The organism is Azospirillum sp. Sh1, from assembly GCF_008365135.1.
GTDB classification, from domain to species: Bacteria; Pseudomonadota; Alphaproteobacteria; order Azospirillales; family Azospirillaceae; genus Azospirillum; species Azospirillum oryzae.
Map to the genome: position 1 here is coordinate 12116 of NZ_VTTK01000033.1, position 12636 is coordinate 24751.

At 66.6% G+C, this 12636-nt stretch carries 10 protein-coding genes; 3 read left to right on the forward strand and 7 right to left on the reverse strand.

The window, feature by feature from the left end; all coding sequences use genetic code 11:
- Positions 1-41 precede the first annotated feature (41 nt).
- Positions 42-1160, forward strand: a complete 1119-nt coding sequence (locus tag FZ029_RS25355; RefSeq protein ID WP_149272468.1) for an efflux RND transporter periplasmic adaptor subunit — start codon at positions 42-44, stop codon at positions 1158-1160.
- A complete protein-coding gene (locus FZ029_RS25360; RefSeq protein WP_149272469.1) occupies positions 1157-4279 on the forward strand; it encodes an efflux RND transporter permease subunit in 3123 nt (1040 codons plus the stop codon). The genes FZ029_RS25355 and FZ029_RS25360 overlap by 4 nt, the downstream gene beginning before the upstream one ends.
- A gap of 21 nt (positions 4280-4300) precedes the next feature.
- Here the strand turns inward: FZ029_RS25360 and FZ029_RS25365 are convergent, their stop codons facing one another.
- The 7 genes from FZ029_RS25365 to FZ029_RS25395 all read right to left on the reverse strand — a co-directional run bounded on the left by FZ029_RS25365 (position 4301) and on the right by FZ029_RS25395 (position 11758).
- Complete coding sequence (locus tag FZ029_RS25365; RefSeq protein ID WP_149272470.1) at positions 4301-4687, reverse strand: helix-turn-helix domain-containing protein; 387 nt, start codon at positions 4685-4687, stop codon at positions 4301-4303.
- 11 nt (positions 4688-4698) lie between these two features.
- Complete coding sequence (locus FZ029_RS25370) at positions 4699-5001, reverse strand: type II toxin-antitoxin system HigB family toxin (protein WP_149272471.1); 303 nt, start codon at positions 4999-5001, stop codon at positions 4699-4701.
- Positions 5002-5257: 256 nt separating this feature from the next.
- Positions 5258-6412, reverse strand: coding sequence for an acyltransferase (locus FZ029_RS25375; RefSeq protein ID WP_149272472.1), 1155 nt, complete (start codon positions 6410-6412; stop codon positions 5258-5260).
- A 247-nt stretch (positions 6413-6659) separates the two neighbouring features.
- Positions 6660-8150 carry a sodium:proton antiporter gene (locus FZ029_RS25380; RefSeq protein ID WP_149272473.1) on the reverse strand — a complete coding sequence of 497 codons (1491 nt, stop codon included), beginning with the start codon at positions 8148-8150 and terminating at the stop codon, positions 6660-6662.
- 115 nt (positions 8151-8265) lie between these two features.
- Positions 8266-8643 carry a DUF1850 domain-containing protein gene (locus tag FZ029_RS25385; protein WP_149272474.1) on the reverse strand — a complete coding sequence of 126 codons (378 nt, stop codon included), beginning with the start codon at positions 8641-8643 and terminating at the stop codon, positions 8266-8268.
- Between the two features lie 3 nt (positions 8644-8646).
- On the reverse strand, positions 8647-10740 hold the full coding sequence (locus FZ029_RS25390; protein WP_149272475.1) for a TRAP transporter permease: 2094 nt from the start codon (positions 10738-10740) through the stop codon (positions 8647-8649).
- Positions 10741-10783: 43 nt separating this feature from the next.
- Entirely contained in the window at positions 10784-11758 is a 975-nt protein-coding gene (locus FZ029_RS25395; RefSeq protein ID WP_149272476.1) for a TAXI family TRAP transporter solute-binding subunit, read from the reverse strand.
- A gap of 345 nt (positions 11759-12103) precedes the next feature.
- Between FZ029_RS25395 and FZ029_RS25400 the strand changes: the two genes are divergently transcribed.
- Positions 12104-12604 carry a (2Fe-2S)-binding protein gene (locus FZ029_RS25400; protein ID WP_149272477.1) on the forward strand — a complete coding sequence of 167 codons (501 nt, stop codon included), beginning with the start codon at positions 12104-12106 and terminating at the stop codon, positions 12602-12604.
- Positions 12605-12636 lie beyond the last annotated feature (32 nt).

Sequence of the window (12636 nt, forward strand, 5' to 3'; positions counted from 1 at the left end):
GTAGCAGTACGATACAGTCCAGTCCAGTGGGGAGACGTGGTATGGCCCAATTCCGCGAAAGGCGGCTTGCGTCCGCCGTCATGGCGACAACGGCGCTGCTGGCGGTGGCGGGATTGCTCGCCGGCTGCAATGAAACGCAGTCCGCTTCGACCCCGGCGGAGGGAGAGGTGCGGCCGGTCCGCGTCGCCACCGTGGCACTGGAACCGCTGGTCGACAGCGTGCGCTATCCGGCGGTGATCCGTCCGCGGGTGGAGGCCGATGTCGGTTTCCGCGTCGGCGGCAAGGTGACCGCCCGGCTGGTGGAGGTCGGGACCCGCATCGAACCCGGAATGCCTCTCGCCCGCCTGGACCCGACCGACCTGCAGCTGCAGATTCGCGCCGCCCAGGCGCAGCTCGCCTCCGCCCAGGCCGACGCGGCCAACGCCCGCAGCGATTTCCAGCGCTACGCCAGCCTGCGCCAGGGCGAATGGACGACGCGCCAGGAATACGACCGCCGCAAGACCACGCTGGACAAGGCCGACTCCAAGGTGCGGGAGCAGGAGGCGCAGCTGCGCGTCCTCAACAACTCCGCCCAATATGCCACGCTGGTGGCGGACGAGGCCGGCATCGTCACCGCGACGCTGATCGAGCCGGGACAGGTGGTGGCAGCCGGCCAGACCGCCCTGCGCGTCGCCCGGCTGGGCGCGATGGAAGCGGTGGCGAACATCCCCGAACAGAGCGTCGCCGCCCTGCCCCGCCAGAAACTGTCGGTCGAGCTGTGGTCCCATTCCGGCCAGAGCATCGCCGGCACCCTGCGTGAGGTCTCGCCCAGCGCCGACGCCGCGACCCGCACCTTCCAGGCGAAGATCGCGCTGACCGATCCGCCGCCGACGGTCCAGCTCGGCATGACCGCCACGGTCACCGCCGCCGCCGACCATGGCGCCCCGGTCGCCCGCCTGCCGCTCAGCGCGCTGACCCAGCGCGAGCAAACGCCGGCGGTCTGGGTGCTGTCGGCGCCGGATGACCGGCTGGAGCTGCGCCCGGTCACCGTCGCGGCCTATGCCGGCGACCTCGCCCTGATCGGCGGCGGGCTGAAGGACGGCGAGCGCGTCGTCACCGCCGGTGTGCACAAGCTCGACGCCGGCCAGAAGGTCCGCGTCTGGACGGAGCCGGCGCGATGAACCACTCCCGCCTCAACCTGTCGGCCTGGGCGCTGGCCCACCGCACGCTGGTTCTGTTCATGATGCTCGCCAGCGTGCTGGCCGGCGCGCTGGCCTACAAGACCCTGGGCCGGGCGGAGGATCCGTCCTTCACCTTCAAGGTGATGGTGGTGCGCACCCAATGGCCGGGCGCAACCGCGCGAGAGGTCGAACAGTTCGTCACCGACCGCATCGAGAAGAAGCTGGAGGAGGTCCCCTATTACGACGTCGCCCGCAGCTATTCCAAGCCCGGCGAGTCGGTGGTCTTCGTCCAGCTGAAGGACTACACCCCGCCGAAGATGGTGCCGGACCTGTGGTATCAGGTGCGCAAGAAGATCGGCGACATCCGCTACACCCTGCCCGACGGCGTGGTCGGCCCCTTCTTCAATGACGAGTTCGGCGACGTCTATTCCGGCATCTACGCCTTCATGGGCGAGGATTTCACTCCGGCCCAGCTGAAGAAGGTGGCCGAGCAGGCGCGCGCCCGCCTGTTGAAGCTGCCGGGCGTCGAGAAGATCGACCTGATCGCCCCGCAGGAGGAGCGCGTCTATGTCGAGATCTCCAGCCAGCGGCTCGCCAGCTTCGGCCTGCCGGTGGAGTCGGTGATCCAGGCGCTCCAGCGCGAGAACGCCATCGCAGCATCGGGCGACGTCGATACCGGATCGCAGCGCGTCTATGTCCGGCTCGATCTCGGCCTCGATACCGCGGCGGCGGTGCGCGCGATCCCGGTGGAAAGCGGCGGCCGGCTGCTGACCATCGGCGACGTGGCGGAGGTCAAGCGCGGCTATGTCGAGCCGCGGCGCTACACCCTGCGCTACAACGGTCGCGACGCCATCGGCATCGGCGTGGTGATGGCGAAGGGCGGCAACGTCCTGAAGCTGGGCGAACAGCTCGACGCGGCAATGGAGAAGGTCCGCGCCGAACTGCCGGCGGGGCTGGAGGTGGCGCAGGTCGCCGACCAGCCGAAGGTGGTGGAGCATTCGGTCGGCGAGTTCATGGAATCGCTGGCCGAGGCGCTGGGCATCGTCATCCTGGTCAGCCTCGTCAGCCTGGGCTGGCGCACCGGCATCGTCGTGGCGCTGGCGGTACCGCTGGTGCTGGCGATGACGCTGGTGGCGATGCAGCTTCTGCACATCGATCTGCAGCGCATCTCGCTGGGCGCACTCATCATCGCGCTCGGCCTGCTGGTCGACGACGCCATCATCGCGGTGGAGATGATGGTGGTGAAGATGGAACAGGGGTGGGACCGGCTGAAGGCCGGCGCCTTCGCCTACACCTCCACCGCCTTCCCGATGCTGAGCGGCACCGTCGTCACCGCCGCCGGCTTCGTGCCCGTCGGCTTCGCCGCGTCGGCCGCCGGCGAATACACCAACTCGATCTTCTGGGTGGTGGCGCTGTCGCTGCTGCTGTCCTGGGTGGTGGCGGTGATCTTCACCCCCTATCTCGGCTGGCTGCTGTTGCCCAAGCCCAAGCATGTGGTGCCGGACGGGCACGAGCTGGACATCTACGACACCCGCGCCTACCGGATCCTGCGCGGCATGATCGAGGCCTGCGTGCGGGCGCGCTGGATCACCATCGGCGTGACGGTGGCTGCCTTCGTCACCGCGCTGATCGGCTTCGGCCATGTCCAGCAGCAGTTCTTCCCGTCGGCCAGCCGGCCGGAACTGCTGATCGACATCCGTCTCGCCGAAGGCTCCTCCTTCGAGGCGACCGCCGCCGAGGTGAAGCGGATGGAGGCGGTGCTGGCCAAGGACCCGGATGTCGATTATTGGGTCGCCTATACCGGCGGCGGCTCGCCGCGCTTCTACCTGCCGCTCGACCAGCAGCTGGAAACCGCCAACTTCGCCCAGTTCATGGTAATGACCAAGGGGTTGGAGGAGCGCGAACATTTCATGCAGCGGCTGGAGCCGACGCTGGAGGCCGACTACCCCGCCGCCCGCGTCCGCATCAGCCGGCTGGAGAACGGGCCGCCGGTCGGCTACCCGGTGCAGTTCCGCGTCACCGGCGAGGACCCGGCCACCATCCGCAAGATCGCCTATCAGGTGCGCGACACCATGCGCGCCCATCCCAACACCGCCAACGTCCATCTGGATTGGGACGAGCTGTCGAAGCGCGTCCGGCTGGAGGTGGACACCGCCAAGGCGCGCGCGCTGGGCGTGTCGAAGCAGGATCTGTCCAACGCCCTGCAACTGCTGCTGAACGGCATGTCCGTCACCCAGTACCGCGAGGGCACGGAGCTGATCGGCGTCCTGCTGCGCACCACGCCGGAAGAGCGGATGGATCTGTCCCGCCTGGGCGAGTTGAACATCCGCACCAGCCGCGGCACCACCGTCCCGCTCAGCCAGGTCGCCAGCGTCCGCTACGAGCTTGAGGAGCCCGTCCTGTGGCGCCGGGCGCGTGAGACGACGATGACGGTCAAGGGCGACGTCACCGGCGGCCTGCAGGCTCCGGTAGTCAGCACCCAGCTGAACGCCCAGTTGAACGCGCTGCGCACCACCCTGCCCGATGGCTACGCCATCACCATGGGCGGTGCCATCGAGGAGAGCGCCAAGGGCCAGGATTCGATCAACGCCATGATGCCGGTGATGCTGCTGATCATGGTCACCACGCTGATGCTGCAGCTGCAGAGCTTCTCGCGCGTGTTCCTGGTGCTGCTGACGGCGCCGCTGGGTCTGATCGGCGTCACCGCCTCGCTTCTGCTGTTCAACCTGCCCTTCGGCTTCGTCGCCATGCTGGGCGTCATCGCGCTGGCCGGCATCATCATGCGCAACTCGGTCATCCTGGTCGATCAGATCGAACAGGACATCCGCGGCGGCCGTTCGCGCTGGGACAGCATCGTCGAGGCGACGGTCCGCCGCGCCCGCCCCATCGCGCTCACCGCCGCCGCCGCCATCCTGGCTATGATCCCGCTGACCCAGAGCGTCTTCTGGGGCCCGATGGCGGTCGCCATCATGGGCGGTCTGGCCGGCGCCACGGTATTGACGATCTTCTTCCTGCCGGCGCTCTACGCGGCATGGTTCCGCGTGCCCCGGCCGGAGACGGAGGAGGTGGAGGACGACGGGATGAACGGGGCACTGCCCAGGCCGGCATTGGGGGATTGACGGATCGGGAGAGGTGCCGGGTTACTTCGGCATCTCTCCCGTACGGAGAGCGTAGGGCTTGATAAGGCTCTCCGCCGGGATCGCCCAGGCCGTATGAAGCTTCCACGCCATCTCGACGGTCAAGCGGCGCTGTCGGTTCAACACCTCGCTCGCCCGTGGCCGCGACCCGAGAAGACGCCCGAGATCCGACTGCGTGTAGCCGGCCGCATCCATCCGGGCCTTGATCGCCTCGACAGGGTCGGGGGTATCGATGGGCCAGCGGGAGGATTCATAGGCATCGACCAGCGTGCCGAGAATCTCTAGCCGGTCATGCTCCGGAGTTCCCGGTTCGGCATCCCAAAGCCGTTCGATCTCCTCAACCGATGCCGCGTGATCGGCGTCCGAATGAATGGGCTTCAGGTGGGACATTCCAGGTCTCCTCAATACCGGTCGACTGTAAGAGCATCGACGCGGTCATACTCCGCATGTGTTCCGATGAACTTCACGAACGCGATGTTGACGGTGAACTTGAACGCGACGATCAGGCGATGGTTGCCGCCACAGATCTCGAACCGGACGCGCTCGCCGTTCAGAACCTTCGCCCTCGGATAGCTCTTCATCACGTCATCCATGCAGGTCCACCCGGATGATTTTACCGTCCGGAACCACTCCTTGAGGGCCTGTTCCGCTTCCGGATGCCGTTCCCAGAAGCTGGTCAGAGTGGCGCGCTTGATGACGTTCATGCCCTCAAGCTTACAGCGTTCCCATTTGGGGAACAACTCTATCCAATCGCACAGCCCATTCGCGCGACCAACAACATTGTTTCGACTTGACGCTCAAGCTTGACCACGGTCAAGGGACGCTCGAACGACCCATGACAGGGTGACGCCACAATCGATCTCCCGATTGCATCATCAATTGCTGATGATCCTCTTTCGTACTGTGCCTTTGCGCCCGGCGGCATCTGCCCCGGGCGCATTTTTTTAGCAAAGTTCCGCGTCAATCCGCCCGCCGCCCCGCCGCTGCCAGCGTCAGCCGGCCGACGCTCGGCCCCTCCCGCAGAAGGCGCCGGCCGCCCACCTCGATCCGGCGATAGGCCGGGCCGGCCATCAGCAGGCAGGCGGTCACCATCGCCACCAGCAGCGCCATCGACCAACCGCCCGGCAGCGCCTTGCGGTCGTAGATGCCGAGCCCCAGCCCCAGCACCCTTGTGGTGGCATATTCGACGAAGCCGTGGATCAGGTAGAGCGAATAGGACACGTCGCCCAACCACACCAATGGCCGGACATTCAAGGCACCCGCGGCCCGACCCCGGTTGGCGACCGCCGCCAGGATCAGCAGGGCGAACAGCGGCACCGCCAGCAGGTCCGGACCGCCGGCGTGCAGAAGCACCAGGATCGCCAGAACGACGCCGGCCATCGTCAGGTCGCTGGACAGCAGCGACGCGGCAAGCCCGCTGCGGAAGGCGCTGTAGAGCAGCGTGCCCAGCAGGAACTCCGGCAGGCAGCGCAGCAGGGTCTGCGGCCCGTCCCACTGGTTCAGATTGTCCTGCGTCGCCCAGGCCAGCAGGCAGAGCGTCGCCAGCGCACCGGCCGCCATCAGCGCCTGCGTCCGCCCGCTGGCCCGCCAGACCAATGGCAGCGCGAAGGGGAAGACCAGATAGGCCATGAACTCCAGGCTGATCGACCAGGCCGGGTAATTCCAGCTCAGCATGCTGGCATACAGGCCCTGGAGCATGAACAGGTTGGCGACCAGCGCACCGACCGATTCCGCCCCTTTCAGCGGGATCGCCGGGAAGCTGCCGGTGGCGGCATATTCCACCGTGCGGACGGCCAGCGCCGTCGCCACGAACAGCAGCAGGACCGCCAGATGCAGCGGGTAAAGCCGGGCGACGCGCGCCCTGAGGAAGCTCCAGTATTTGTCGCCGACCGACCGGCTGAAGGTGTCGTGATAGACATGCGTCAGCACGAAGCCGCTGAGCATGAAGAACAGGTCGACGGCCAGATAGCCCTTCTGCACCAGATGCGTGTAGCTGTCGGGGTGCAGGTTGGGGAAATACTGGAAACTGTAATGGTACAGCACCACCCACAAGGCCGCGATGCCGCGTAGCGGGGTCAGGGAATGGAGGTGGCCGGGGTTGGTCTGCGTTCTCATGGCGCAGGCTCCGGCCGCTCAGACCGATGGTACCTGCCCCGATGGGATTTGCCTGCGCGCAGCCATCGGCTGCCCCGCCTTGAAGCCCGCACCCGTGTTCCAGCCGAGATCCTTCGAAACCACGTCACCCTCCAGCCGTTACGCCGCACACACCCGTCCGATTGCGGACGGAAAGGCGGCCCCATCGCGGGTTAACGGTGGAAGGTGACGATTGGTTTCGTTGCGGGCTGTTACAGAATTGGGACCGTCACAGGAAGAAGACCAGCGTGGTCAGGCCCAGCAGCGGCACCAGGATGCCGCAGGACCAGGCCATATAGCCGAAGAAGCTGGGCATGGCGACGCCCCGCTCCTCCGCGATCGCCTTGACCATGAAGTTGGGGGCGTTGCCGATATAGCTGTTGGCACCCATGAACACCGCGCCGGCGGAAATGGCGGTCAGCGTCAGCGACAGGTCGCCCATCAGCATCTTCGCGTCGCCGCCGGCGGTGTTGAAGAAGATCAGGTAGGTGGGGGCATTGTCCAGGAAGCTGGACAGGATGCCGGTCGCCCAGAAATAGGCGGCGGGGTTGGGCTTCCCACCCTCGTTCACCGCGGAGATGATGGCGCCCAGCGCGCCGTCGGTGCCGGCCTTCAGGATGGCGATGGCCGGGATGATGGTCAGGAAGATGGCGGCGAACAGCTTTGCCACCTCCAGGATCGGGCCCCAGCTGAAACCGTTCAGGCGGCGGCTCTGCTTGCTGGTCAGGGTCAGCGACAGACCGGTGATGCCCAGCAGCAGCAGGTTCGACACGATGGTCTCCAGCGACACCGTCACATGGTACAGCGTGACGCCGACGCCGGGATGCCAGACGCCGCTCAGCAGCACCGCCCCGATGATGGCGACCAGCAGCAGCAGGTTGACGCTGCCCTCGATGCGGATCGGCTCGCGCTCGTGAACGCCCTCGATCAGCGGATGCTTGCCGGGGTCGCGGGTGTGCAGGACGAGGTCGAGCACGAAATAGATCACCAGCAGCAGACCGGCCAGGAAGGACATCGGCGCCAGCAGATGGACCGTCGGCCAGAAGAAATCGACGCCCTTCAGGAAGCCGAGAAACAGCGGCGGGTCGCCGAGCGGGGTCAGCGAGCCGCCGACATTCGACACCAGGAAGATGAAGAAGACGATGGTGTGGACCTTGTGGCGCCGGTGTTCGTTCGCCCGAAGCAGCGGGCGGATCAGCAGCATCGAGGCGCCGGTGGTGCCCATCAGGCTCGCCAGCACCGTGCCCAGCGCCAGCCCGACGGTGTTGGCCGCCGGCGTTCCCACCAGCGACCCGGTCAGCCGCACGCCGCCCGCCACCGTGAACAGCGCGGTCAGCAGCACAATGAAGGGGATGTATTCCAGCAGGACCGTGTGCAGCAGTTCGTAGGTCGCGAGATCGACCCCGAAGGTCGCGGCGAAGGGCACCAGGAAAGCCAGCGCCCAGATGGCCGAGATCTTGCCGAAGTGATGGTGCCAGACCATCGGCGCCAGCAGCGGGAACAGCGCGATCGACAGCAGGATCCCGGCGAAGGGAACGACCCATCCGGCACTCAGCAGCCGTCCGTCCAGATGCGGCACACCGCCATGGGCAACCTCCGCCGCCACCTCCGCCGCTTGAACCCCATGTGTGCCCAGCAGCACGCCGCCGACGGCGAGCGCCGCGCCGAGGACGGCCGGAAGGAGGGATGAACGGCGTTGGTGCGTGGGGGAATTGATCATCGGTCCGGATGGTAGGCTGACGAAAGGAACGGGAGTATGCGGATTGACGCAGCGTAAGCCAAGCCGGAAGGGGCTCCGGCTGCACGAACTTTCGTAGGCGGGGGGCGGGCACAGCCTATGGGCAGGCCCGCATCGCCACGGGTTGATCCTTCACCCCGGTCCAGCCCGAGAGCGGCCGGCAGTCCGCCCCGGCGCACAGCCGGTGCTCCCCGGTAAAGCCCGACGCCGCCAGCGTGACGCCGTCCTGCGGCGGCAGATCGGGCGTCCACGCCATCCAGCCGTCGGCGGTCAGCCGGGCGTCGGGGCCGGGCTCCATCCCGGCGCCGGTGCCGCGGATGCGGGCCTCGGTCGGGTGCAGCCGGCCGGCTTCGACAGTCCAGCTTTCCCGCCACTCCGTCTTCTCGATGGAGTGGGTCCAGGACAGGGTGAACTGCGTCCCCGGCAGCGACGCCAGCAGCGCGCCGCCGAGGGCGAACAGGCAGAGACCGGCCACGGACTACGAGACGGCCGCCGCGGTCGGCATGCTGCGGCGCCGGTGTTGCCACAGCAGGAACATGCCGGTCATGACGAAGGCGGCCTCGTCCGTCAGCGGCAAGGCGACCACGTACAGGAAGGCTGTCAAAGCGGCATAGGCCCGGGCGACCAGCGGCAGCGATGTCCAGAAAAAGCCGATGGTTGCGGCTCCCCACAGGGCGATGGCGAGGCAGGCCTTGACGAACACATAAGCCACCGCCAGCCAGTCCCCGGTCTGCAGAACCAGAGCCGGGTCGTAGACCGCCATGAAGGGAACGACATAGCCCGCCATCGCCACCCGCGTCGCGATCCAGCCGATCTTCATGTGATCGGCCTTGCAGATCGACGAGGCCGCCAGGGCCGCCAGGGCCACCGGCGGGGTCAGGTCGGCCATGATGCCGAAATAGAAGACGAACATGTGGCTGACCATCAGCGGCACGCCCATGGTGAGCAGAGCCGGCGCGGCGATCGACGCGGTGATGATGTAATTGGCGGTGGTCGGCAGGCCGGTTCCCAGAACGATGCAGGCGATCATGGTCAGCACCAGCGCCGCCAGCAAATTGCCGCCCGACCAGTCGACGATGGTGGAGGCGAAGCTGGAGGCGAGGCCGGTCAGCGTCATCATGCCGATCAGCACACCGACGAGCGCGCAGGCGACGCCGACCCCGACGGCGTTCTTGGCGCCATCGGCGATGCTGTTCACCACCAGCGTGAGCGTCTCCCTGCCGCCCTTGAACATCAGGCACGGGATGATGAGCAGCACGACCATGGTGAAGGCCAGATGCTCGGTCCGGAAGCCCAGCTTCCACAGGCCGGCCGCCACCAGCCCGACCGCTACCCAGAAGGCCACCCGCAGGGCCATGGGACCGATTTTGCCGACGATGGCCGTGCCCAGGATCAACGCCGCCGTGGCCGCAATGCCGATCACGCCGGCAAACAGGGGCGTGAAACCCGAAAACAGCAGATAGACCAGTGCCGCCAACGGCATGATCAGGTACCAGCCCTCCACCACGGCACGAAGCGCGCTCGGGCACTGGTCCTTCGGCAGGCCGACGAGGTTGTGCATGCCCGCCTCCAGATGGACCATCCAGAAGGCGCTGCCGAAATAAAGGATCGCGGGAATCGCCGCGGCTACAGCCACCTCGCTGTAAGGCACGCCGATGGTTTCCGCCATGATGAAGGCGGCGGCCCCCATCACCGGCGGCATCAGCTGCCCGCCCATGCTGGCGGTGGCCTCCACCGCGCCGGCGAAGGCCGGGCGATAGCCGAACCGCATCATCAGCGGAATGGTGAACTGCCCGGTGGTCAGCACATTGGCGACGCCCGACCCGTTGATGGTGCCCATCAGGCCGGAGGAGATCACCGCCACCTTCGCCGGCCCACCCTTGGCATGACCGACGAGACCGAGCGACACGTCGTTGAACAGCTTGATCATGCCGGCGCGCTCCAGGAAGGCGCCGAACAGGATGAACAGGAAGATGTAGCTGGCCGACACGAAGGTCGGCGTGCCGTAGATACCCTCCGTCGACAAATACAGGTTGTCGATCACCTGATCGATGTCATAGCCGCGGTGGGCAAGACCGAAGGGAAGATGACGGCCGAACAGGGCGTAAGGAATGAAGACGCCGCACATGATCGGCAACGCCAGCCCCATGATGCGCCGCGCCGCTTCGAACACCAGCGCCACCGCGATGGTGCCGACGATCAGGTCGGTGGTGTTGGGGTCCCCCGCCCGCTGGATCAGGTCGACCTCGAACACATAATGGTAGAGGCCGACGCCGAAGGCGGTCAGGCCCAGCAGCCAGTCGTACCAGGGAACCCGCCTGCGTTCCGCCGTCTGGCGAAAGCCGAACAGGGTGAAGGTCATCAGCAGCAGGAATCCGACATGGACCGCCCGCACCACCATGGTGGACACGGGATTGAACGCGGCGGTCCAGATCTGGAAGGCGGAGAAGGCGACCGCGATGGCGAAGACCGCCCGCCCGTCGAACCCTTCGAAAGCGGCGACCGTGGACGGATTTTCCCGGTCGATGGCTTGGCGGATCTCGGCTTCCGCCTGATTTTTCTGTGCGCTCACTACGGCTTCTCCGCCATTTCCTTTCTTAAATAAGGCCCGTCCCTTACATCAGCCCCTTTTCCTTGTAGTACTTGACGGCGCCGGGGTGGAACGGCACCGGCGACTGGGTGGCCGACTTGTCGAGCTTGATCTGCTTGGCGGCGACATGGGCGGCGGCCAGCGCGTCCAGATTCTCGAACAGCGTCTTGGTCATCGCATAGGCGGCGTCGTCCGACACCCCGGAATGGCTGACCAGCAGGTTGCGGACCGCGGCGGTCGGCACCGCGGCGTCCTGGCCGGGATAGGTGCCGGCCGGGATCGTCTCGGTGATGTAGGCGGCGTCGCCGACCTTCTGCACCACGTCGGCCGGGATGCTGACGACGGTGATCTCCTGCGACGACGACAGATCCTTGATCGCCGCCACGCCGAGACCGGCGGAGATCAGCGTCGCGTCCAGCTGGCGGTTCTTGATGAGATCGACCGATTCGCCGAAGGGCAGATATTCAGTCTTGGCGAAGTCCTTGTAGGCCAGACCGGCGGCGTTGAAGATGGCGCGCGCGTTCAGTTCCGTCCCCGACTTCGGCGCGCCGACCGACACCCGCTTGCCTTTGAGGTCGGCCAGCGTCTTGATGCCCGATTCCTTGGCAGCGACGACCTGGATATAGTTGGGATAGATGGCGGCGATGGTTCGCAGCTTGTCCAGCTTCTGCTTGAAGCCGACCTCCTCGTTGCCCTTCCAGGCGTCGCTCAGCGAATCGCCCAGCGTGAAGCCGATCTCGCCGCGGCCGGCCTGCAGCAGGTTCAGGTTCTCCACCGACGCCTTCGTCGCCTGCGCCGTCACCTTGGCCCCCGGCAGCGCCTTGCCGTACACGTTCGACAGCGCCACGCCGAGCGGATAATAGACCCCGCTGGTGCCGCCGGTCAGAACGGTGATGAAGGTCTCCGCCTTGGCCGGCAGGGCGGCCAGGCCAAGGCTGACGCCAAGGCCGGCGGCCGTGTACAGGGCCAGAAGGTGACGCTTCACGGATGGGCGATTCATAGCGGCTCTCCCCATTATCGTTGCTGCACCCGGATCGTTGCCGGGCGGATTCGTTTGCATGCCCAAAGCCATGGGCAGCCCCAACCCACTGTAACGCGCCACAAAATTGCGCGCCAGTACGTACAATCCGACATATCGACCGTTGACAGGCCATTCTTTCGGCCAAGGCATGCACAGGCTCCTTGACCTCGACGGGCCGACACCCCCTATCCTTGTGGCGGAAGACCGCCGGCCGAAGCGGACACCACCACGGCTCCGGATCAAGGCGCGTCATACGACAGTCATAAGTCCCAACTGCACGCCAAACGACTGCAAGCCAGACTTCAGCCAGCGGGAGGAAAACCGATGTCCTGTACCGTTTCGATGACCGTCAATGGCAAGACGGTCTCGCGCGAGGTGGAGGAGCGCACCCTGCTCGTCGCCTTCCTGCGCGAGCATCTCGGCCTGACGGGCACCCATGTCGGCTGCGACACCAGCCAGTGCGGCGCCTGCGTCGTCCTTGTCGACGGCCGGTCGGTGAAGTCCTGCACCACGCTGGCCGTCCAGGCCGACGGGGCGGCGGTGACGACGATCGAAGGGCTGGCGGCGGCCGACGGCACGCTGCACCCGATGCAGGCCGCCTTCCGCGAGCATCATGGCCTGCAGTGCGGCTTCTGCACGCCGGGCATGGTGATGAGCGCGGTCGATCTGGTCCGCGAGAACCCGAACCCGACCGAGGCCGAGATCCGCGAGGGGCTGGAGGGCAACATCTGCCGCTGCACCGGCTATCACAACATCGTCAAGGCGGTGAAGGCGGGTGCCGAGGCGATGGCGGGGACGCAGGCAACGCCGGTGGCCGCCGAATAAGGGCAAAAAGTCCAGCAAGAAGCAGGCATTTC